The 21,629-nt window shown below is 61.8% G+C and carries 27 protein-coding genes; 15 read left to right on the top strand and 12 right to left on the bottom strand.

Annotated elements, in window-relative coordinates; translation table 11 throughout:
* Positions 1-14: 14 nt before the first annotated feature.
* The 3 genes from KF794_04910 to KF794_04920 are packed head-to-tail and all read right to left on the bottom strand — an operon-like array spanning position 15 to position 1,483.
* The gene (locus KF794_04910; protein ID QYK46034.1) at positions 15-374 is read right to left on the bottom strand and encodes a GFA family protein; all 360 of its coding nucleotides are present in this window, start codon (positions 372-374) and stop codon (positions 15-17) included.
* A gap of 50 nt (positions 375-424) precedes the next feature.
* Positions 425-961 carry a thermonuclease family protein gene (locus KF794_04915; protein ID QYK46035.1) on the bottom strand — a complete coding sequence of 179 codons (537 nt, stop codon included), beginning with the start codon at positions 959-961 and terminating at the stop codon, positions 425-427.
* Between the two features lie 39 nt (positions 962-1,000).
* On the bottom strand, positions 1,001-1,483 hold the full coding sequence (locus KF794_04920; protein ID QYK46036.1) for a DUF3859 domain-containing protein: 483 nt from the start codon (positions 1,481-1,483) through the stop codon (positions 1,001-1,003).
* 123 nt (positions 1,484-1,606) lie between these two features.
* On the opposite strand from KF794_04920, the gene KF794_04925 reads away from it, so the two are divergent.
* From KF794_04925 to KF794_04935, 3 genes are all read left to right on the top strand, one after another.
* A complete protein-coding gene (locus tag KF794_04925) occupies positions 1,607-2,122 on the top strand; it encodes a hypothetical protein (protein ID QYK46037.1) in 516 nt (171 codons plus the stop codon).
* A 62-nt stretch (positions 2,123-2,184) separates the two neighbouring features.
* Positions 2,185-2,451 carry a hypothetical protein gene (locus KF794_04930; GenBank protein ID QYK46038.1) on the top strand — a complete coding sequence of 89 codons (267 nt, stop codon included), beginning with the start codon at positions 2,185-2,187 and terminating at the stop codon, positions 2,449-2,451.
* 95 nt (positions 2,452-2,546) lie between these two features.
* The gene (locus KF794_04935) at positions 2,547-2,807 is read left to right on the top strand and encodes a PilZ domain-containing protein (protein ID QYK46039.1); all 261 of its coding nucleotides are present in this window, start codon (positions 2,547-2,549) and stop codon (positions 2,805-2,807) included.
* Positions 2,808-2,825: 18 nt separating this feature from the next.
* On the opposite strand, the gene KF794_04940 is transcribed toward KF794_04935, so the two are convergent.
* On the bottom strand, positions 2,826-3,323 hold the full coding sequence (locus tag KF794_04940; protein ID QYK46040.1) for a pyridoxamine 5'-phosphate oxidase family protein: 498 nt from the start codon (positions 3,321-3,323) through the stop codon (positions 2,826-2,828).
* Positions 3,324-3,463: 140 nt separating this feature from the next.
* Between KF794_04940 and KF794_04945 the strand changes: the two genes are divergently transcribed.
* On the top strand, positions 3,464-3,775 hold the full coding sequence (locus tag KF794_04945; GenBank protein QYK46041.1) for a hypothetical protein: 312 nt from the start codon (positions 3,464-3,466) through the stop codon (positions 3,773-3,775).
* A gap of 22 nt (positions 3,776-3,797) precedes the next feature.
* Here the strand turns inward: KF794_04945 and KF794_04950 are convergent, their stop codons facing one another.
* On the bottom strand, positions 3,798-3,959 hold the full coding sequence (locus tag KF794_04950) for a Flp family type IVb pilin (GenBank protein ID QYK46042.1): 162 nt from the start codon (positions 3,957-3,959) through the stop codon (positions 3,798-3,800).
* A 381-nt stretch (positions 3,960-4,340) separates the two neighbouring features.
* Here KF794_04950 and KF794_04955 point away from each other — a divergent pair, with 381 nt between their 5' ends.
* The 5 genes from KF794_04955 (at position 4,341) to KF794_04975 (ending at position 8,197) form a co-directional block, all read left to right on the top strand.
* Entirely contained in the window at positions 4,341-5,000 is a 660-nt protein-coding gene (locus tag KF794_04955; GenBank protein ID QYK46043.1) for a hypothetical protein, read from the top strand.
* A 16-nt stretch (positions 5,001-5,016) separates the two neighbouring features.
* Positions 5,017-5,271 carry a hypothetical protein gene (locus KF794_04960; GenBank protein ID QYK46044.1) on the top strand — a complete coding sequence of 85 codons (255 nt, stop codon included), beginning with the start codon at positions 5,017-5,019 and terminating at the stop codon, positions 5,269-5,271.
* 1,020 nt (positions 5,272-6,291) lie between these two features.
* On the top strand, positions 6,292-6,876 hold the full coding sequence (locus KF794_04965) for a hypothetical protein (protein QYK46045.1): 585 nt from the start codon (positions 6,292-6,294) through the stop codon (positions 6,874-6,876).
* Complete coding sequence (locus tag KF794_04970; protein QYK46046.1) at positions 6,866-7,621, top strand: hypothetical protein; 756 nt, start codon at positions 6,866-6,868, stop codon at positions 7,619-7,621. Before KF794_04965 ends, KF794_04970 begins: the two co-directional genes overlap by 11 nt.
* 33 nt (positions 7,622-7,654) lie before the next feature.
* On the top strand, positions 7,655-8,197 hold the full coding sequence (locus KF794_04975) for a hypothetical protein (GenBank protein QYK46047.1): 543 nt from the start codon (positions 7,655-7,657) through the stop codon (positions 8,195-8,197).
* A 103-nt stretch (positions 8,198-8,300) separates the two neighbouring features.
* Here KF794_04975 and KF794_04980 read toward each other — a convergent pair whose 3' ends face one another.
* A complete protein-coding gene (locus tag KF794_04980; protein ID QYK46048.1) occupies positions 8,301-8,732 on the bottom strand; it encodes a hypothetical protein in 432 nt (143 codons plus the stop codon).
* A 63-nt stretch (positions 8,733-8,795) separates the two neighbouring features.
* Positions 8,796-12,473 carry a vitamin B12-dependent ribonucleotide reductase gene (locus KF794_04985; GenBank protein ID QYK46049.1) on the bottom strand — a complete coding sequence of 1,226 codons (3,678 nt, stop codon included), beginning with the start codon at positions 12,471-12,473 and terminating at the stop codon, positions 8,796-8,798.
* Positions 12,474-13,105: 632 nt separating this feature from the next.
* Here KF794_04985 and KF794_04990 point away from each other — a divergent pair.
* From KF794_04990 to KF794_05000, 3 genes are read left to right on the top strand one after another with little or no spacing between them, the layout of a single operon-like run.
* Complete coding sequence (locus KF794_04990; GenBank protein ID QYK46050.1) at positions 13,106-14,098, top strand: hypothetical protein; 993 nt, start codon at positions 13,106-13,108, stop codon at positions 14,096-14,098.
* Between the two features lie 45 nt (positions 14,099-14,143).
* The gene (locus tag KF794_04995; GenBank protein ID QYK46051.1) at positions 14,144-14,548 is read left to right on the top strand and encodes an NADH:ubiquinone oxidoreductase subunit NDUFA12; all 405 of its coding nucleotides are present in this window, start codon (positions 14,144-14,146) and stop codon (positions 14,546-14,548) included.
* Positions 14,549-14,574: 26 nt separating this feature from the next.
* Entirely contained in the window at positions 14,575-15,045 is a 471-nt protein-coding gene (locus KF794_05000) for an OsmC family protein (GenBank protein ID QYK46052.1), read from the top strand.
* Here the strand turns inward: KF794_05000 and KF794_05005 are convergent, their stop codons facing one another.
* Positions 15,046-15,933: a cation transporter gene (locus tag KF794_05005; protein ID QYK46053.1), complete on the bottom strand. Its 888-nt coding sequence runs from the start codon at positions 15,931-15,933 to the stop codon at positions 15,046-15,048.
* Positions 15,934-16,105: 172 nt separating this feature from the next.
* Here KF794_05005 and KF794_05010 point away from each other — a divergent pair, with 172 nt between their 5' ends.
* Positions 16,106-17,167, top strand: a complete 1,062-nt coding sequence (locus KF794_05010) for a hypothetical protein (protein QYK46054.1) — start codon at positions 16,106-16,108, stop codon at positions 17,165-17,167.
* 9 nt (positions 17,168-17,176) lie between these two features.
* Entirely contained in the window at positions 17,177-18,088 is a 912-nt protein-coding gene (locus KF794_05015) for a zinc ABC transporter substrate-binding protein (protein QYK46055.1), read from the top strand.
* On the opposite strand, the gene KF794_05020 is transcribed toward KF794_05015, so the two are convergent.
* The 3 genes from KF794_05020 to KF794_05030 form a co-directional block, all read right to left on the bottom strand.
* Positions 18,080-18,580 carry a hypothetical protein gene (locus KF794_05020; GenBank protein ID QYK46056.1) on the bottom strand — a complete coding sequence of 167 codons (501 nt, stop codon included), beginning with the start codon at positions 18,578-18,580 and terminating at the stop codon, positions 18,080-18,082. The two genes, KF794_05015 and KF794_05020, sit on opposite strands and share 9 nt — an antisense overlap.
* Positions 18,581-18,625: 45 nt before the next feature.
* Entirely contained in the window at positions 18,626-19,516 is an 891-nt protein-coding gene (locus tag KF794_05025; protein ID QYK46057.1) for a L,D-transpeptidase, read from the bottom strand.
* Positions 19,517-19,960: 444 nt separating this feature from the next.
* Entirely contained in the window at positions 19,961-20,161 is a 201-nt protein-coding gene (locus KF794_05030; GenBank protein ID QYK46058.1) for a hypothetical protein, read from the bottom strand.
* Between the two features lie 153 nt (positions 20,162-20,314).
* Between KF794_05030 and KF794_05035 the strand changes: the two genes are divergently transcribed.
* Positions 20,315-20,986, top strand: coding sequence for a DUF2155 domain-containing protein (locus KF794_05035; GenBank protein ID QYK46059.1), 672 nt, complete (start codon positions 20,315-20,317; stop codon positions 20,984-20,986).
* On the opposite strand, the gene aat is transcribed toward KF794_05035, so the two are convergent.
* Positions 20,917-21,594 (bottom strand): leucyl/phenylalanyl-tRNA--protein transferase, encoded by a 678-nt coding sequence (gene aat / locus KF794_05040; protein ID QYK46060.1) that lies wholly within the window; start codon positions 21,592-21,594, stop codon positions 20,917-20,919. The genes KF794_05035 and aat overlap by 70 nt on opposite strands.
* Positions 21,595-21,629: the final 35 nt, after the last annotated feature.

The raw sequence follows: 21,629 nt of genomic DNA on the forward strand, positions 1-21,629 counted from the left end.
AGCGGCTTTCGGGCCTAGAAGCTGCGGCCGTCCAGATGCTTCGGCTTCAGCGTTTCCAGTTCGACGCCGTCCAGGCAGCGCACGTTCAGCGCGATGATGGGGTCGCCGTTCGGCATCTGGCCGCGGGCGTAAGGCTTGATGCCGCATGTCGGGCAGAACAGGTGGGAGATGACGTGCTTGTTGAACTTGTATTCGACGAGATCGCCGTCGCCGGATTGCGATACGAATTGCGATGGCGGCAGGAAGGTGAGGATGGTTCCGCTTTTCGCGCAGATCGAGCAATTGCAGGTGACGGTTTTGGAAAGGTCCGCCGTCGCTTCGAAGCGCACGCGCCCACAATGGCAGCTTCCGGTATATTTTTTCGCTTCGGTCATTGAACATTCCTTCGATTACGAAACGCGCAAGCCTGCGCTCCGTTCGATGCTTACTGCTTCGGCACGTCTTCGCGCGGATGGTTGAATCGGTATACCGAAGGCCGCTCGAACGGACCCTGCCAGATGCCGCGCTTGGCTTCCTTGGCTTCCGCTTCGGCCGCCGCGTATTTGCCTTCGCCGATCTTCGCGGCGTTGATCGCCCAGCCGGCGCGCACTAGCGCTTCCGCCACGTCAGCCGTGTCGCGCGCGGAGCAGGTGGCGATGGTGCGGCCATAGCGATCCTTCGCGCGCGGCTGGCAGCGCACGTCTCCCTTGCGCAGCAACTTCGAGAGGAACGCCTGCGCGTCGCGTCCGCAGCGCCAGAACGAGCCATCGCCGGACATGCAGTTCTGTTTGATCTCCGGCGCGTCGATGCCCTCGAGGCGGATAGTGGTCTGGTCGATGATGAAGGAGTCGCCGTCCTGTACGACGATGCCGCGGCCGTCCTTGTCGGTACGTTCGACGCGGTCGAAGAACAGGCTCCAGATCACCACGCCAAGAGCGATGGCGAGCACGAACAGCCAGGGCGCAACTTTACGGAATGTCATTACGGATTGGTCTTTACTAGGTCAGACGATTGCGGGGTCCTAGTATAACGTAAACTTGCGCTCCAGCAGAACGCGGCCGCCCTCCCAGACCTGCATGGTCCACACGCCTTTCACGGTGCGTTCGCCCATCGAAATCCCGATGAACAGATCGCGGTTGGTGGAAAGGTTCAGGTCACTCTGAAGGCTGTCGTGTACGCGGCCCTGATTGTCGGTGATGCCGGGCGGCGGAATGAGCTGCACATGGCGCACCTGCACCGAGGTCGCGCCGCCAGAATCCTGCAACACATAGCCGAAGCCGAAATAGGAGCCGGGCGTCAGTTGGATACGGTCGCTGTTCTGTGCCGGTTCCTTGATCCTGCCGCCGACGCGCCGTTTACCGCTCGGCGCGGAAGGATCGTCCACGATCTGCACGCCTTCGACCGTGTAAAGCCCGTACCAGGTTTCGAACCCGCGCACCTGCGCGTTGGCCTGCGCGGCCATCGCAAAGAAAAGAACCGCTCCGGCAGCAAGAATTCGTCTCATGGTCTCTCCGCAATCCCGATAGTCTGAATGCCGGATAAGCCTAGCGCGAATGTTTGACCGGCGCATAGCAGCGCCGTCACAACACCCCGTGACAGTGCCGCGCAGGGCGGCTAGGCGGGAAGCATGGCCGAGATCGACACCGGACGCGCCTACTGCCTCGTCTTCCACCAGCCGCTGGGTTGGATCGCCCGTATCATCCTCGGCGTGGGCGGCGCGCTGGCCCTGTCCGCGCCGCACGAACTCCTGATCCGGCCCGGCGTGCCGCTGTTTCAGCTTGCCATGATCCCATTCTGGATCATCGGCATCGGCGCAGGACTGATCGGGGCGGTATTCCTGCTGGCCGCGATTCTAGGACTGACGCGAACCGTGACCTTCGACGGCGAAGCCCGCGAGATGATCGTGGACGGTAACGGCTCGTTCGGCATCGGCTGGAAGACGCGCTACCGTTTCGCCGACATCCTCGAACTGAACGTGATCGAGGATCCGCAGACCGAAGGCCCGTCGCGCTTTCTGCTGCAAGCCATCGTCGCGAATGCGAGCGGGCCGGTGGAGATCGACAGCTTCGCGGCGCGCGCGCCGGCGGAAGCCGCGGAAGCGGAGATCAATGCGCTGATGCTCGGCGAGGAAAGACTGCCGTAACGCCCGCTTTTCGCTGCGCGTCCTGCTTGCTAGGCTCTCCCTGTCCTTGAGGGAGGATTCATATGAAAATTTTTGCAGCCTTGGCCGTGACATTCCTGTTGCTCGGCAGCGCCCACGCCGGTCAGCCCGCTTCCTATTCGGAAGTGGTAGTGCGCGACGCCCGCGGCGCGATCGTAAGCGTGAAGTTCGTCGAACGCGGCAACGGCATGAGCCTTTTGAACGGCGACATTCTGCTCAAATCCTGCAAGTCCGGCGATGGCGCGCAGACCTGCAACTGCCCGCCGGGCAAGAACTGCATCAGCCTCAACTACGAGTGCCGCTGCCAGTAACGGCTTTAACGACCGGTTAGGATTACCGCGCGTTAGGGCGCGGCATTTACGCGGTTTTCAACCCCGCCGTGCGAAGCTTGCGGCGAGGTTGCATCATGCCGAAAAACGGTTCCGACAATCGCAGGTTCATCCGCGTGAAGCCGTCCGGCCTCGTTGCCCGGACTGCGAAACTCATCCTCGATCCGAAAGCGCCGGTCGTGGAATGCGGCGTCTCGGACATCTCCTCCGGCGGCGCTTGTCTGGAATTTACGAAGCCGGTGACGCTGCCGAAATATTTCGAGCTGCTGCACGGCGGCTTACGCAAGAAATGTTTTCTGGTTTGGCAGAAGGGATTTCGCGCTGGCGTAGGTTTCTGATCTGCGTTTCGCCGCCCTTTACCTGCCGCCGCCGAGCGCGACTTTCGCGACCTTTTCCTTGTAGTCTTCCTTGGGATCGGAGCCGAGCAGCATTTTCACGCCGGCCCAAAGACTGTTTTCGTTCAGCCAGATTTCTCCGCGCGCCGCATCGAAACGAAGCAGTGCGAGTTTCGGATCGTCCTTTCCTTTGAACCAGGCGGCGATGAACGGATTCCACAGCTTGTCGATCATCTCGCGGTTCATATCGAGCTGGATCGTGCCATGCACGGTCGCGAAGAAATCGTGCCCCTTGGCGGAATAGGCGGCCATTGCGCGTTTCTTCCGGCTCTGCAGCGCATTCGCGACCGCGCCTTGCTGTGAGGTGAAAATCCAGATGGGGCCGCCGGTTTCATGCTCCAGTAGGGCGGTCATCGGGCGGAAGTGGCCGTTTTCCGCGTCCTCGACGCCGAGCATCAACGTGCGGTCGCGGTGCAGGTGTTTCCAGAACTTCGCGGTCATTTCTTGTTGCGTAGGCATGGGTCTTGTTGCGTAGGCATGGGCGCTCCTCGATTGCTCCGAGGGCAACCGGCAGGGCGCGGCTGGGTTCCTTGCCGCAGGAACTTATGGCCGCACTGCGGGTTTGCTCGGCAAATCACCGCCGAACCCGCGAGGCCCCGATGCGACTCCACGATCTGACCCGCTACATTGACTTCGACGCGATCACCGACAGGCTCGATCGCCTGCAGGGCAAGATCGGCGAACTGCGCGACGCGCTGCCGGAAGCACGGCAGATTCGCGACCGGCTACCTTCCTACCGCGATGTTCGGAAGAGGTTGCCGATGCTGCGCGCGCAGCGTCCGCGCGGCTACACGCTGCCTGCCGCGCTCATCCTCGGTGGCGTGGTTGCGGTGGGAGCGATTGCGGTGACGTCGATTGCCATTCGCAACGCGCACCGGCAGACGCCGAAGCGTAACGGCGATATGGCGTAGCGCGAGCCGTAGAAAGGGCTGCTTACTTCAGCGCGCTGCGGATCGAGGTGAAGGTTGAGGTCAGCTTGGTGCCGACGCCCTGCACGACGGCGATGATGGCGACCGAAATGCACGCGGCGATCAGCCCGTATTCGATGGCGGTGGCGCCGGATTCGTTGCGAAGAAATTCGTGGACGAGTTTCATGACTGCAATCCCCAAGGCTTATGTCGTGGAAGGTTTGTTTTGAACCCGCCTTCTGGCGCGTCGTGTAACCGTGGTGTAGCCCGCGGGACCTTGCCGAAACCTTTCCGCGATTAACTAGATAGCGGCTTGGAATGATTTGCTTCTACGGCGTCGTTAACGCGTGATGAGGATGGAACCTGAAAGCGTGCTGCATCGGGAACTCGATGCGCAACCGCGCCCGGCGGGCAGCGCCCGCTTCGTCGTTAAATCGGCACGACGAAATCCTGCTCGTCCGCGCTCCTTGTCGGGATGAGCCGCGCGGGAAGGGGAAACCGGAGCGGGTAATTTGTCTTTCCGCGCTTTCGCGCTATGACCGCCGGGGTCGGGTCTTGAGATTTTCGGATGACGGAAAAGCCAGCGCTGGAATTGCCCGCGATTGTCCGCGGCGTGGAGCCGTTCATCCCGCAATCGTTCCCGCCGGTTATCCACCTGCCGGAACGCAAGGTACTGCATAGCCAGTTTAACGAGCACATCTCCCGCTTCACGAAGGCGGATCTCGATTACTTCGAGGCGCTCTGTTTTCTGCGGGCCGGCGAGATCGCGCGTCCGTATTCGGCGCTGATGCGCGCGCCTGCGATGAACGACAAGGCGAGCTGCGCCGCGCTGGTGAAGCGCGCGGTCGAACTTGCCGGGACGGAGGCCGGGGCCGCAAGGCCAGCCGATCCGCAGCGCGCCGGGAAAAACCTTGCCTACACGATCGCGGCGCTGTGCGAGGCGCCCGGCTGCATTCCGCGGGGTATCGAAATCGACGGTCCCGGTTTCGGCGACGGCATCGACATCAACATCGGGCATGAGCGCGGGCATCCGCTCTCCAGCTACTACACGACGGCGCACTCGTATGTGTATGTGATGAACTCGTCGCATCTGTTCGTGGACGTCCTCGGCCCGCACAGCGTCATCCGGTTTGCGAACGACCACTTGACCGAAATGGGGATCGAGTTCGCACTGCGGCTCTGGCCCGAGCGCATCGAGGAGATGCGCAAGCGGGAAGGGGCGAACTAGAAGAGGAGAATTTCGCATGGGCGATTACACCATCATCGCGATAATTCTGATCGCGGTTCAATTCTTGTTCGGCTATGGCGGCGCGCTGATCGCGAATGCTTTTGCGGGCCGCAGGCTTTCCGCGGTGCAGGTGCTCGCATGCGGTGTTGCCGGCGCGCTGGCGGCGATTGCGATTGTGCTGTCCGCGCTGCCGTATTTCGTGGGGCTGGTTGCCGCGCCTGCGACTGCCGCGCTGCTGGTCGTACTCTGGAGCAATTTCCGAACAGCGTGAGGCGCGCACGGGTTTTCCTTTACGCGCTCGAACGAGCCGCAGCATGAGCAATTTGACGCCGTCCCAAAATTGAAAGGGCGGCGGGGACGCCGGGAGAATTCCGTCTCCCGCGGCCGTCTGCGCAAAAAAGTAGAAAGCGCAAACGAGGTCGTCACCGAGAAAGCCGGAAGTTCTCCCGGCGTCCCAGCACGCTTGGCGCTCTTTTTCGCGAATGCCGCAAGCGGCAAGCGCGTTCGCCAATCGTGCCTAGTAGCGCGCGTGGGGTTTACCCCATTCGCGCCTTTCAAGACTACGCGCAGTGGTGTTACGGCCTGCTTCGCGAAACCCCCGGTGGATGTACCTTGCTATCCACCGCTGGCGGGCCTTCTCGGCTTTTCCGTCGCGCGTGTTGGCACACGTTCCCGGAAAGCCGCCAAGGAAGGCCCTTGTGACGAGCGGCAGGCTCGCCGGGACTTCGCGACTTCAGCCGCCGCAACAACGCGTGCGTTACGCGCGAAGCTGCGGCCACCGCTCCCGATCCGCACATCGAACACGCCGCGCGACGTGGCCCTTTCGTGGATCAGGACAGGGCGAACGTAAGCGTGTGCGGACGAGCGGGGACGGAATTATTCGCTGGTGGCGGAAGGCTTTGCCCGGGCTGCGAAATCCGCGTCGCGAAATTTGATTGTCCCCGCTTAGGGCCGGTGCCGGGCCGTATTTGGCCGATATTTTCGGCGTGGCAGATGCGATTGCACTCGACCGCTCCGCGATTGCCACTCGTGGACGGAGCGCAATGTCACGACGCCGCAACGTATTGTTCTAATTAGTGTTTTCAACATCAACATTAAATCAGGTTATGGAATCAAGGCAGGACGCTGTTTATATAAGTAATTGATAATGAAGAGATATTACCTATATTACTAAGCTGCTGATTATCGGAGTAGGGTAGGATAGTGAAAAAAACAAACCCGTTCAGGAAACCTTGACGAAACAAACGAGGAACGCTACATCCACTCCAAGCCTAGTTTGGAGGATTAGCCAGTGCCACAAGCCAATGTCCCCGCAGTCGTCGAAGAAAAGCAAGCAGAGGTCGATCCTGCGAAGGAGATGACTTTTACGCTTGAAGCCCTCAAAACCCTTGAAAAACTTGGTCCACAAGGTCGCCGCCGGGCCGTATCGTATTTGGCCGACATTTTCGGCGTGGCAGATGCGATTGCACTCGACCGCCCCGCGATTGCCAGCCGTGGAGGTTCAGTGAATCCGAATCGGTCGGCACGTCAAGGTGGAGGTAATGATCAGTACGCCTCCTTCGCAGAGCTGTTAAATGCAGCCGGCCCGGATACCGGGGTAATGCGAGCCTTGTGCGGTGGATATTGGATGCAGGTTTGCCAGGGATCGGAGGAATTTGCGTCTGCTGACGTGAATAAAGAACTCGCGAACGCGGTCGGGCCGCTGTCGAACATAACCATGGCCTTCGACGCGCTTAAGGCGATGAACCCGGCGTTGGTTATCCAGACTAAGAAGTCAGGAAAGGCGAAGCAGGCAAGAAAGCTCTACCGGCTCACTGCTGCAGGCATTCGTGCTGTCGACGACATGATTGCACAACGGTCGGGAAATGGATCGTAAGCGCCTTGAACTAGCTCTCTCAACGATGCTCCCGGCGAATCTAGCCGGAGAGCTCGTCGAAGATTTTATGGTCATTCGGCAAGACTTCTCGACCAAGACACTCGGTCGCTCCGCACCGGGAAAGTTTGTCGAAACGGTAGTGCAGTGCCTCCAACACCTCGCCGGTCGTACCTATCAAGTTAAGCCGGCTGTGGACGAATACCTAAATAAGAAAGTCGAAAGCGAGACAAAGCTGCACGACGATCTTCGCATTTGTGCAGGACGCATAGCCCGGTCGGCGTACACGCTACGAAATAGACGAAGCATCGCGCATAAGGGAATGGTCGATCCAAATTTTTATGACCTCGCTTATCTGCATCATGCTGCCAGTTGGATTGTCACCGAATTCCTTCGCCACGCGAATAAGATATCGATGCAGGAGGCCGGGGCGTTAATTGCTCAAGTCCAAGCGCCGATCGATGAATTGATTGAAGACATCGACGATGTCCGACTCGTTCACGCAAACGTGTCACTCGAGGATGAAGTAACGCTTCTGTTGCGCAGTTTCTATCCAGATTTCGTTCCGCTCGCATCGATCAAGAAAAGTATGGTTGGGCGAAATCTTGGAACGCTAGGTAACAAGTTGCGTGCAATGGTCGAAGGTAAGCTCATTTTCGGAGAGCCAAAGAAAGGGTATCGGCTGACGAATGCCGGTTATGCGAAGGCGACAGAAATCGTTCGTCGCATTCGTCAGGAAGCAGCGTAAAGAATTTCCCCATTCTGTTTATGGAGTGATGATATGCCTACAGGTGCATTTAAGATGAAACTACAAGTCGGCGGCCGAAAAATTTCCGCGTCGGGCAACCGGGGCGATGTCGAGAGCATGATCGAGAAGTGGTGGCCAAAACTTGTCGAGCACCAAGGACGAGTATTGGACGACACGCCATCTCAGAGAAAGAAGTCTAGTCGATCTAGTACAACATCTAATAAGAAAGACGAATTAGGCGATGATGCATTTGATGCCAATGCACTCGCGAACGAAATTAAGGAACACGAGCGGTTTGATGTTATCCGAACGAAGATCATCAATAAGAAGGGGGATTACTATTACAAAGTAGCTCTAGTTCTCTGGGCTGCGAATGAGCCTCTAACGTCGGGGAAGATTCATAAGGTGCTTCAAGGTTTGGATGTGAAGATTTCACTTCCAAATCTTTCTACAACCCTAAAGCGCCATGGCTCGAATTTCATTACATCGAGTCAGCGTAAACTTGGGGGCACGCCGCCTGACTATCGCTTAACGTCGAAGGCGAAAGCCGAGTTCGAGATTTGGTTGGAAAGCTAGAAACGTTCTTATGTATCAAAAAGTGAAGGCCGCGGATTTCTCCGCGGCCCTTTTTAGTTCAAACGTTGCGTTGTCGAAACATCGTCGCGTCTTGAGTATTCAATCATCTCGCCAGCGACAGCGCCATCCCGTTCAGGTCGAGGCTGACGATCAGGCCGGTCTGCTCGCCGGCGAGTTCGAGCACCACACCGCGCGGGTTGGTCAGCACCGCCGCCTGCGGCCCGCGAATGATCGCGCCGCCGGCGCTACCAGCAACGTAAGCGCCTTCGATGTCCCTGATGCGGTGGACATTGCGCGCGACGCCGCGCAGGCGGATCGAGGAAGCGCCGAACGTAAAGCCATACGAAAGGCCGCCGATCGAGAGCGGATAACTGCGCCCACCGCAGGTAAGCGTGCCGGAGCCCACCGTGCCGCCGATCACCCAGCCGGCTTTCACGAAGTGGATGCGGACAGAGCAGGTTTCGGCGAGCGCCGAGACGGAAGTTGCAACCACGACAACAAGCGCGACAAACGCGACGCGAAGAGAACGGAGCATTTTCGGGTCTCCTTATGATTGAAACGAAACCGGCGCGATTGCTCGCGCCGGATGTTTGCTCTCTTAGCTGCAGCCCGTGGTCGAGCCGCAGGTATCGCACTTCAGGCAGGTGCCGTTCCGCACCATCGTGAAGTTGTGGCACTCGGGGCAGGCGGAGCCTTCGTAGCCTTTCGCCTTCGCCGCCGCGCGTTGCGTGGCTTCGAGCGCCTTCGCGCGGTCGGCTTCCGACTCGACCACCGGCTCCTGCTTCAGCGCGGTCGCGGCTTTGGTTGCGCCGCCGCCCGATCCGCCCATGAACGCGGTGACGACCGCCGCCGCAGGCGAGGCGGAACGTCCCGCATCGGTGCCGCGCGCGTCGGTGTTGATCGCCGCCAGCGACGGCGCCTTGCCGCGCAGGAGGCCGCGCGAGATCACGGGCGAAGCCTTGCCCTCGTTCTCGCCGGAGCCGAGCGCGGCGCCGCCGGTCTCGCTTGGGTCGACATGCGCCAGCTCGTAGCGCTCCAGATAGGAGATCGCGAGTTCGCGGAACACATAGTCGAGGATCGAGGTCGCCATCTTGATGGTGTCGTTGCCCTGCACCGCGCCCGCCGGCTCGAAGCGGGTGAAGGTGAAGGCATCGACATATTCGTCGAGCGGCACGCCGTATTGCAGGCCGAGCGAGATCGCGATTGCGAAGTTGTTGAGGAGCGAGCGCAGCGTCGCGCCTTCCTTGTGCATGTCGATGAAGATCTCGCCGAGGCGGCCGTCATCGTATTCTCCGGTGCGCAGATACACCTTGTGGCCGCCGACAACGGCCTTCTGCGTGTAGCCCTTGCGGCGCGAGGGCAGCTTCTCGCGGTCGCGGATGCGCTCGACGCGCTCCACGATGCGCTCCACCACTTTCTCGGCAAGGGCGGTAGCACGCGAAGCCGCGGGCGCGGCGATCAGCGCCTCGACCTGATCTTCCTCGTCGTCCTCGTCCTGAATCAGCGCGGAGTTGAGCGGCTGCGAGAGCTTCGAGCCGTCGCGATAGAGCGCGTTGGCTTTCAGCGCGAGCTTCCAGGAGAGCATGTAGCTCGCCTTGCAGTCCTCGACGCTGGCGTCGTTCGGCATGTTGATCGTCTTCGAAATCGCGCCGGAGATGAACGGCTGCGCCGCCGCCATCATGCGGATGTGCGATTCCACCGAGAGATAGCGCTTGCCGATGCGGCCGCAGGGCGTCGCGCAGTCGAACACCGGATAGTGTTCGAGCTTCAGGTGCGGCGCGCCTTCCAGCGTCATCGCGCCGCAAACATGCGTGTTCGCGGATTCGATGTCGCGCTTGGCGAAGCCGAGATGCGTGAGGAGGTCGAACGCCGGGTCCGCCATCTGTTCGTCGCTGACGCCGAGCTTCTTCAGTACGTCGTCGCCGAGCGTCCAGCGGTTGAACACGAACTTGATGTCGAAGGCGGTGGCGAGCTTGCCCTCGACCTTCTTGATGGTGTCGGCGTCGAAGCCGCGGGTAGCCAGCGAAGCGTGGTTGATGGCGGGCGCGTTCGACAACGTGCCATGGCCGACCGCGTAGGCTTCGATCTCGGCAATCTGCGCCTCGCCGTAGCCGAGCGTGCGCAGCGCTTCCGGCACCGCCTGGTTGATGATCTTGAAGTAGCCGCCGCCGGCCAGCTTCTTGAACTTCACCAGCGCGAAGTCCGGTTCGATGCCGGTGGTGTCGCAATCCATCACGAGGCCGATGGTGCCGGTCGGCGCAACGACCGTCGTCTGCGCGTTGCGGAAGCCGTGCTTGTGGCCGAGTTCGAGCGCGCGGTTCCACGCCGCGGCTGCGCGCGCGACAAGTTCCTTGTCCGGGCAGTTCGCGATGTCGAGCGGCACCGGCGGGATCGAGAGTTGCTCGTAGCCGTCCTTGTCGCCATGCGCGGCACGGCGATGGTTGCGGATGACGCGGAGCATGTGCTCGCGGTTCGGCTCGTAGCCGGGGAAGGCGCCGAGTTCGGCGGCCATCTCGGCGGAGGTCGCGTAGCAGACGCCGGTCATGATCGCGGAGAGCGCGCCGCAGAGTGCGCGGGCTTCGTCCGAGTCATAGGCAATGCCTGAAGTCATCAGGAGGCCGCCGATGTTCGCGTAGCCGAGGCCGAGCGTGCGGTAGCGGTACGAGAGTTCGGCGATCTCGCGCGACGGGAACTGCGCCATCAGCACCGAGATTTCGAGCACGATGGTCCAGAGGCGGACGGCATGTTCGTACGAGTCGACGTCGAACGATTTGTCCGCATTGCGGAAGCGGAGCAGGTTCAGCGACGCGAGGTTGCACGCCGTGTCGTCGAGGAACATGTATTCCGAGCACGGGTTCGACGCACGGATCGGGCCGCTGGCGGGGCAGGTGTGCCAGTCGTTGACGGTCGTGTGGAACTGGATGCCGGGATCGGCGCAGGCCCATGCGGCGTGACCGATCTTTTCCCAAAGCTCTTTTGCCTTGAGCGTTTTTGCGACCGAGCCGTCCTTGCGGCGCGTGAGATTCCAGTCACCGTCCTTCTCGACCGCGCGCAGGAACTCGTCGGTGACGCGCACCGAGTTGTTCGAGTTCTGGCCCGCGACCGTGAGATAGGCTTCCGAGTCCCAGTCGGTGTCGTAGACCGGGAAGTGGATGTCCTTGTAGCCCTGCTTCGCGAACTGGATGACGCGCTGGATGTAGTTGTCCGGCACCATCGCCTTGCGCGCGGTCTTGATCTCGCGCTTCAGCGCCGGGTTCTTTTCCGGGTTGAAGCAGTCGTCGCCGTTGCCTTCGCAGTTGATGGCGGCCTTCATCACCGCCTTCATGTGCTTCTGCACGGTCTTCGAGCCGGTCACGAGTGCGGCGACCTTCTGCTCCTCGATCACCTTCCAGTCGATGTACTGCTCGATGTCCGGGTGATCGGCATCGACCACGACCATCTTGGCCGCGCGGCGCGTGGTGCCGCCCGACTTGATCGCGCCCGCGGCGCGGTCGCCGATCTTGAGGAAGCTCATCAGGCCCGACGACTTGCCGCCGCCGGAGAGGCGCTCGTTCTCGCCGCGAAGCATCGAGAAGTTCGAGCCGGTGCCTGAGCCGTATTTGAACAGGCGCGCTTCGCGCACCCACAGGTCCATGATGCCGCCCTCGTTGACGAGGTCGTCCTGCACCGACTGGATGAAGCAGGCATGCGGCTGCGGATGTTCGTAGGACGAAGCCGACTTCGTCAGCTCGCCGGTGCGGTAATCGACGTAGAAGTGGCCCTGGCCGGGACCGTCGATGCCGTAGGCCCAGTGCAGGCCGGTGTTGAACCACTGCGGCGAGTTCGGCGCCGCCATCTGCATGGCGAGCATGTAGCGCATTTCGTCGAAGAACGCGGATGCGTCGGCTTCCGAATCGAAATAGCCGCCCTTCCAGCCCCAGTAGGTCCAGGTACCGGCGAGGCGATCGAACACCTGAGTCGCCTGCGTTTCGCCGACGATGCGTTCCTTTTCGGGGAGCGAGGCGAGGGCGGCTTCATCCGCGACGGAGCGCCAGAGGAAAGAGGGTACGGTTTCCTCTTCCACGCGCTTCAACTTCGCGGGCACGCCGGCCTTGCGGAAATACTTCTGGGCGAGAACATCGGTCGCGACCTGCGAGAAGTGCTCGGGCACGTCGATGTTGTCGAGCTTGAAGACCACCGAGCCGTCCGGATTGCGGATTTCGCTCGTCGCCTTGCGGAAGCTGATGGCGGAATAAGGCGACTGGCCTTCTTTGGTGTACCGGCGCGGAATACGCATCTTCATCGTCCCCTTAATTCGGGCGCGGAACCCGTCTTTCCGCGCTCTTATGTTCAGGCCCGATCTCTGCCGGGCCTCCCTTGGGACCAACCAGCCACTTTCGGGCTGGTTCGGACCCTGATTCTAGACCCCATCGAGGCGACAGGACGACCGTTCGCTGGGCAGGCTACTGCCCGGCGCCCTCGTCTCAGCCCTCGTCTGGGGGTGCCCGGAAAGGTCCGCATTACTTGCTTCCCGGGAGGATCATGACGCTACGGTGACTCCACCTACACGTCAAGTAATAGTACGCGACCCGTTACCAAACACTAAAACTGGTAGGGTCAGGCATGAATAACGGGGATAGCTGCTTGCCCGAATCCGCCGATCCTGAAGCGGTATTCGGAGGCGATTCCCCGGTCAGGACAAGAGTTGACGTAGCCACCCTAGGAGCTAGGCCGCGAGTCGACAGCCCGGTTTTGCTGGCTTTGCCCGCAATCCACGGAATCCGGGGCGAGAAAATATTATGGCCTCGTCCCTCGACAGGGCGGCGACGGATGCGTGACGCCCTGATTCTAGACTCGGCGAGTCGCGGGTGGCATGAACAGGCGGGGTTTGGCGCAACACTCCGAAGCGGCGGAAAAAGAATAGCGTTCATGCGTCCCTGGCTGGTCGGTCTCATTGTGTTTGCGGGTGCCTATGCGGGAGCGAGTCTCGCGGGCGTCCCGTGGTTGTGCCGCAATCCGCAATACGCGGAGATGCTCGGCTTCGTGCGCGCCTGCGCGCGGCCCGGCGGGCTGCCCGCATCCAAGATGGCGCTGATCTATTTTGCGTCGGTCGGCCTCGGCTTGCTGGTCGCGATCATCGTCGAGCGCTTCAGCAGGCCCGCGCCGGAGAAGGCGGAGAAAAAGGAAGAAGCCGCCGCCGAGCAAAATGCGGTCGCCGCCATCGAGGAGATTCTTCCCGAAGAAACCGCGGCGCTACAGGCTGCGGCGGTTTCCGCGCCCGAACCCGTGCAACAGCCGGCGCAGCCGCCGGTGTCGCAACCCGTCGCGCATCCTTCCGCCTTGCAGGCACCTGTGACGCCGCCACCCGCGACACCCGTCATGCAACCTGCATCGGTCACGCCGCAGGCGACACCAGTCGTGCAGCCTTCCGTTGTCGCGCCGCCGCCGGTTGTCATCGAACCTTCCATCGAGCCGGGGAAACCCGCGCCCGCTTCCATGATCAAGGTGACGCCGCCGGCCGTCGCGCCGCGTCCGGCTCCGGTGATTCCGGCCGTTACTCCGCCGCCGCCCGTTGCCGCCGCGCCGGTGATTCCGCCGCCGGTGGAAAGGCCAGTGCCGCCTCCGCCGCCGGAGCCGATGCCTTCTTTCCATGACGACGCGGAGTTCCTGAAGAAGATCTGGGGGCTGGACGCGATGGATGCCGAGATGGCCGCCGAACAGGGCGGGCGCTACGTGGACGAGAGCGTGCTCTCCGCCATCCACTACGGCACCGACCCGAAGATGCACCTCTCCAAGCTGGCGCAGCTCATGCTCCAGCAGGACCCCGACCTGAAATCCCCCGGCGTGCGGGGCGTGGTGAAGCATATCGCGCTGCGCCTGCGCGAACTCGGCGTGGCCCCCGGCAGCGCGGTGAATGCCTAAAAAGCCGCGTTGGACCTCTCGCGGCAGCATGCTAGGAGCGGCGCCATGAAAGACTTCCTGCTCGGCATCTTCACTTGGTGGAATTCGGCGACCTGGGGCACCCGGCTCTGGACGCTGCTCTATGGCAAGTATGTTGGCACCGACGAGCAGGGCAATCGCTACTACCGCTCCGGCAAAGTCGATCCCGGCTACCAGTTCGAGCGCCGCTGGGTGATCTACAACGGTCTCGCCGAGCCTTCGCGCATCGGACCGGACTGGCACGGCTGGCTGCATCACACCGTCGATACGCCGCCGACCGAGGAAAACTACCAGCCGAAAAGCTGGCAGAAGCCGCATCGCCCGAATTACACCGGCACGCCGAGCGCGTGGCGGCCGCGCGGCTCCACGCTCGCGCAGGGCAAGCGGCCGAAAGCGACCGGCGACTACAAGGCTTGGTCGCCGAACGACTGATGCCATTGCTGCGGGGCGCATGAGCCGTGGCTGACCACATCTATAAAACGACGCTGCACTGGTCCGCCGAAGGCGGCGAGGGCACGAAAAGCTATCGTTCCTTTTCCCGCACGCACACGATCACCGCGAAGACGAAACAGGGCGAAGACAAGCCCGCGATCGTCGCGACCTCGGCGTTTCATTCGCTCGACCATTACAATCCGGACGAACTGCTGATCGGCTCGCTCTCGTCGTGCCACATGCTTTGGTATCTGCATTTGTGCGCGGATGCCGGGGTCGTGGTGATGGAATATCGCGACGAAGCGGAATGCGTGTTGTCGCTGGATGAAAAAATGCAAGGCAAGGTTACGGGTGCCGTGCTGCGCCCACGCGTCACGATTGCGGCGGGAGATACCGAAGTCGCGCGCGCCTTGCATGAGGACGCGCATGCAAAGTGTTTCGTCGCGAACTCGGTGAATTTTCCGGTGCGCTGCGAGCCGGAGATCGTCGCGGGCTGATTACAGCACCACGATCCCGGAGTGTTTCGCCTTGTCGTCCGGCTCGACGTGAATCGAAATCAGCGCGTCGTGCAATTCGGCCTTGATCGCGCGCTCCAGCCGGTCGCAGATGTCGTGTGCTTCGGTGACCGACATCGAGCCTTTTACCACCAGATGAAAATCGACGAAGGTCATCGGCCCGGCCTGCCGCGTGCGCAGATCGTGCGCCTCGATGGCGCCGTCCGCATTTTTAGCGATTGCTGCACGGATGCGCGCAAGCGTTTCCTCCGGTAGCGCCTCGTCGAGCAGGCCGCCCGCGGACTCGCGCATCAGTTTCCAGCCCGACCAGAGAATGTTGAGCGCGACCAGCGCCGCGAGCAGGGGGTCGAGCACTGCGATGCCGGTATAGACGGCGAGGATCAGGCCAGCGAGCACGCCGAGCGAGGACACCACGTCGGTCAGAAGATGGTAGCCGTCGGCCGTGAGCGCGGGCGAACGATGCTTGCGGCCCTGACCGATCAGCGCCGCGCACCACACCGCGTTCAGCAGCGTCGCCGCGCCGTTCACCGCGAGGCCGGGCCAGGGGGCTTCGATCATGCGCGGCATCTGATACGCACCCCATGCCGCGCGCAGGATCGCGATTGCCGCGATCACGATCAGCACGCCCTCGATGACGGCGGAAACATATTCCGCCTTGTGATGACCGTAGGGATGATCCTTGTCGGCGGGCTGTGCCGCGAAGCGGATAGCAATGAGCGCAGCGATCGCGGTCAGCACGTTGACGATGCTCTCAATCGCGTCCGAGAGCAGCGCGACGCTGCCGGTCAGATGATAGGCGAGATACTTCAACGCGAGGACGGCGACGCCGACCGCGATGCTCACGGCTGCGAAGATTTCGACGCGCTTCATGGAAAGGGCCGTCCGCGAAAACAGGGCCGGTCTAGGCGCTCGTCCCGGTCTTCGCAAGCCGCTGGAATTCAAATGCAAATCGTTTGCATGTGCGCGCCATGCGGAACGCGCTTGACCTAGGAATGATATATTGTATCAATGTCGATACATTGTATCGTTGATGGGGGCTGAAATGGCGTTGCGTGGAGGAATCGCGGCAGGTGTGCTGGCGGCGGCAATGGCCGTGTGCGTGCCGGGTGCGCAGGCGCGCACCGAGCCGTTCGGACAGGAGACGGTCGATCTTCGCACGCCGCGATTTCAGAAACGTCCGCCGCAACATCGGCATTCGCACCGCCACGATCATAACCACAACCACGGCAACGGCTTGCACAATCATAACGATGGCCATGTTCACGATCGTCACAGCCGTCATCCGAACGATCCGCATTTCGGTCATAACCACGGTGTCGAGACCGAGCATTTGTTCGGTTTCATCTCCGGTTCCGACGTGCATCATCGCGGCGCGGTGATCCTGATGACAGAGGCGGTTCTGCGCACGAACAAGCGCGACGGCAAGTATCAGGCCTTCGGTCAGAAGTTCGAACTGGCCTACGGTGTGACCGACAGCTTCAACGCCGCGCTGAGCCTTTCCGCCGCGCGGCACAACATTGTCGGCGTCACCGGCTTCGACGACGCCGGCAGCGGTTACGTATTCAACGGTTTCGGCGGCGAATTGCGCTGGAATCTTCTGAAGCGCGGCATCTCGCCGGTGGGCGTGACGCTGCACCTCGAGCCGGTCGTGCAGCGCTACGACGAACTCACCGGCATCCGCGCCAGGAAATACGGCTCCGAGAACAAGCTGATCTTCGACACCGAACTGGTGAAGGATCGCCTGTTCGCAGGCTTCAATGTGCTGCATGAAGTGGAGCGCGTGCTGGAGCAGGGCGAAACCGAATGGGAGCGCGGCTCGAAGATCGGATTTGGTTTTGCGTTGACCGGTCTTGTCGCCGACCGCCTCTATCTCGGCACCAACGTGCAGTATCTTCGTTCCTATGAGGGGCTAACGTTCCGCGCCTTCACAGGTGAAGCGTTCTATATCGGCCCGACACTGTTCGCGCAGATCGGGGAACGCGGCTTCCTCTCGGTGGCATGGAACCGGCAGGTCTGGGGACAGGAGGCGGGAAGCGATCTCCGTCTCGATCTTGCCAACTTCGAGCGCGACCTGTTTCGCGTAAGAGCCGGCATTCATTTCTAGGAGAAGACGATGCGCAAAATTCTGTTTCTTGCTGCCGCCATCCTTGCGCTCGTTCTGCCGCACGCGGCGGGCGCGCAGGAGAGGCCCAAAGTAGTTACCAGCTTCTCCATTCTTGCCGACCTCGTGAAGCAGGTCGGCGGCAGCCGCGTCGAGGTGACGTCGTTGGTCGGCGCGAATGCGGACGCTCATGCATTCGAACCGACCCCGGTTCATGCGAAGCAGATCGCGGGCGCGCAGCTTGTCGTCATCAACGGCCTCGGCTTCGAAGGCTGGGCCGACCGCCTTGTCAAAAGCGTGGGCTACAAGGGCGCGCGGCTGGTCGCGTCGCGAGGCGTGAAGGCACTTTCCGCAGAGACCGACGGTCACGGTCATAATCACAAGCACAAGCATAGCGAGCGCTACGATCCCCACGCATGGCAGGAAGTGGCGAACGTGAAGATCTATGTTGCGAATATCCGTGACGCGCTGACCGGCATCGACCCGGCAGGCAAGGACGAATACGCGAAGAATGCCGCCGATTATCTGAAACAGCTCGACGCGCTCGAATCGGAGATCAAACAATTGTTCTCAGGTTTTTCGCAGAAGGAACGCCGGGTCATCACCTCGCACGACGCCTTCCATTATTTCGGCGACGCCTATGCGGTGGAATTCCTTGCGGTGCAGGGTGCGGGCGGTGAAACGCAGGCGAGTGCAGCGCAAGTCGCGCGCCTCATCCGTCAGATCAAGAAGGAAGGCGTGCGCGCGGTCTTTGTCGAAAACATTTCAGATCCGCGCCTGATCCAGCAGATCGCAAAAGAGACCGGCGCGAAGCTCGGCGGCACGCTCTATTCGGATGCGCTTTCTGATGCCAGCGGTCCGGCCGCGACCTATATCGAGATGATGCGCCACAACGCGCGCACCATCGCCGCGGCGTTACGCTGATGCGTTGCGCTTCGCGGCGAGGGTGACTACCGCGCGCGAGAGAAACATCCCGCTGCAAAAGCCTAGGATCGCGCTAAGACCGGCCGCGAACACCGTGCTCGCAGCAAAAGCGGGCTGCACCGCGCGCAGCACACCGTTCACGAAGCGCGCGGCGAAAATAACCATCATCAACAGCAGCGGCAGCCAGCTTCCCGGCACTGAGAATTTCTGCTCGCCCGCGAGATAGCGTACTCCGCGCGGCGTGCGTAGCACCGTGCGATTGAACACGACAGCGGCGACATGGCCCGCCAACCACGCCACCAGCGCGACCGTGCTCGCGCCGAACGACAACACGATCGCCAGCAGCGATAGCGGAATCATGATTGCGGGCAAAACCGCGACTTGCGCCGCAGCCATCGTGCGGTCGCGCGATTGCAGGAAACCGAAGACAAGCAGGACAACGAGAACCGCCCACACCCAGTACGGTGTGTTCTGCAGGATACCAGCCACCATGATTGCGCCCTCCGTGCGTCCGCAAACAAGCGGACAGCACGAGACTTATATCACGACGACGCGCGTTCCGACCGGTGTGCGGAGATAAAGGTCCGCGATCTCTTCGTTAAGGAGCCGGATACAGCCGGAGGAGACGTTGGTGCCGATGGTCCAAGGCTCCGCGGTGCCGTGGATGCGGTACAGCGTGTCCTTGTTGCCTTCGTAGAGATAGAGCGCGCGTGCGCCGAGCGGGTTTTCCGGTCCGCCGGCCATACGCTCCGGCAATTCCGGCTGGCGCAGCCGCATTTCCTTGGGCGGTACCCAGTCCGGCCATTCCGCGACGCGGCCAATATATGCCCGTCCCGACCAGCCGAAACCTTCGCGGCCGACACCAACGCCGTAGCGGATGGCGTTGCCGCCTTCGCGCAGCGAATAGAGGAAATGGTTCTTGGCGTCGACGACGAGCGTGCCCGGCTGCTCGTCATGACGATAGGCGATGAGCTGACGGCGGAATTCCGGGTTGAGCAGTTCCTGATTGACCTTGCGGATCGGGAAGCGCTGATCGGGGATCGACTCGCGCGTGTACCATTGCTCGCGCGCGGCGAGGTCGTTCGGATTCTGCGGGACCTGCGGCTGCTGGCCCTGTTGCGGTTGCTGGCCGGGACCCTGTTGCTGCTGCTGATAACGGGGATCGGAATAGCGCGGGTCGTTACGTGGATCGTAACGAGGGTCGTATTGCGGGTTGTTGCGCGGATCGTAACGGGGATCATAGCGCGGATCGCGCGGGTCAACGTTCGCAGGCGGACGCGGTCCCGGTCCCTGTCCCGGATATTGCGGGAAAGGGTCCTGCGCGGGTGGCAGGGGAGGCGGATTGAACTGGGCAAGCGCGGGGACCGTACCCGCAGCAAAGGCTGCGGCGGTTGAGAGAAAACGCCTGCGCGAAAACGGTTCGGACATGTTTCTTGGGTCTCGGCTCGCCTCTTGAGGGAACTCCGCGGGCCGCGGCAATTCCGTTACGCCCTCTTTGCGGTATCTGGGGGCTTTTTTCCAGTTCTACAGCCCCGCGCGGCGAGAAAATGGCGGTGCGATAGAACCAGTCGCCCGTTTCCGGGCACGATCACGAAAATGTCAGCCAGCCAGAAGGCCGTTTCGCCACGGCAGGCCGGTGTCGCGCAGAAGGACGACAGGAAGCTCTGTCGCCCATCGGACGTGGGTATCGCGGTCACGAACCGGATAGCCCGGCATTTTCCGGGAAGGCTGTCTCGAGCAAATAGCCAGCGAACCGGCGCAAGCAACGCATCGAAAAAATCGAATCGCTGCTTGCGTCGGCATTGCCACCGCGATGGCAACCGGCCCGCGGATTACGTTCGTTTGCGCAAGAAAGCGAAGAGAGGCTGAGGTTCAGCCTTTCCCTTTATTTGCAACGCAGGCTTTGATGCGGGCCGCAGCGGCTTCGCGCTGCTGCTGGGAATAGTTGCCCGGAGGCGCATGCCTCGCCTTGCACTTCTCGTAAACCGATTGGGCTTGGGCGGATTGGGGGACGGCCACGGCCGACAGCCCAAGAGCCACTACGAACGCCGCGAAAGCCAGAACGAATTTCATTGTTTCCTGCCCTTTATGTCTGGAGCGATTGACGAATTGCCAGCGCGCCTATTCTGCACGGCCCTTTTACTGGCTCAATCTCCATGTTAACCCGGCAGCCGGATTGGTCGCGGCGAGGGTTCCTCGCCGCAAGCGGCGGCGGCACTACCCAGAATGGTTCGAATTTCTTCCCGGTTGATCGCAGCGGCGACGCTGACCGTGGCGCTCGCCGGTGGTTCCGCGCTCGGCCAGTTTACCCCGCCGCGCCCGCCGGGCGACTTGCAGCAGGCGCCACTTCCGCCGCCTTCGCAGCAGCCGCTTCCGCCGCCCGCGCAGCCGGATATCATCGCGCCGGAAAAGAAGACCACGAAGAAAAGGCAGCAACAGCCCGACGATCCGGCGCAGCCGGGCGAGAAGAAGAAATCCACGAAGACAAAAACGAAGGGCAAGGAGCTTCCGCCGCCCGCGACGACGCCTGAGACGATCAACCAGACGCCGGAAGGCGAGCGCATTGCCAATCCGACTGCCGTGTTCTCCGGCCTCGACAAGATTTCGGGGCGCATCATCACGTTCGACGTGGCGCTGAATGAGACGGTGCAGTTCGGTGCGCTGCAGGTGACGCCGCGCGCCTGCTACACGCGGCCCGCGACCGAAACGCAGAACACCACGGCTTTCGTGGAAGTAGAAGAGATCACGCTGAAAGCTGAAATCCGCCGCATCTTCACCGGCTGGATGTTCGCGTCGTCACCGGGCCTGAACGCGGTCGAGCACCCGATCTATGACGTCTGGCTGATCGACTGCAAGATGACGCCGCCGTCGATAATGCCGTCGGAAGGCCAGCAGTAGAACTGCGCCGGCTTCGCAATCGCGTCGCTTAGCGCCTTTTGATACTCCGCGCGCGGCATCTCGAACGCGCCGAAGCTCTCCAGATGATCGGTGACGAACTGCGCGTCGAGCAGCCGGAAGCCGCCTTTCCTGAGCCGCGCCACGAGATGCACGAGCGCGACCTTCGAGGCGTCGCGTTCGAAGTGGAACATGCTTTCGCCGAAAAACGCGGCGCCGATGCGCACGCCGTACAGCCCGCCGACCAGCTTTCCGTCGCGCCACGCCTCGACCGTGTGGCATTTCCCGCGGTCGAACAGCGCGCGATAAAGTTTGCGGATGCGTGCGTTGATCCAGGTTGAATTGCGCCCCGCAGCCGGCGCGGCGCAGGCGTCGATCACCGCGTCGAAGTCGCGGTCGACATGCACCTCAAAACGGTTGGAGCGCACCGTGCGCGCGAGGCGGCGCGAAACATGGAAGCCCTCAAGCGGAATGATGCCGCGCATTTCCGGCTCGACCCAGAACAGGGAAGGGTCGTCGGCGCTTTCGGCCATCGGGAAGATGCCGCAGGAATACGCCTTCAGCAGCACTTCCGGCGTGATCTCGACGCGCGACTCGTCATGGCGGCTCATGACCGGTAGTTTAGCGCTCCGGTTTCCAGCGTCGT

Source organism: Xanthobacteraceae bacterium, from assembly GCA_019454205.1.
Classification (GTDB): Bacteria; Pseudomonadota; Alphaproteobacteria; order Rhizobiales; family Xanthobacteraceae.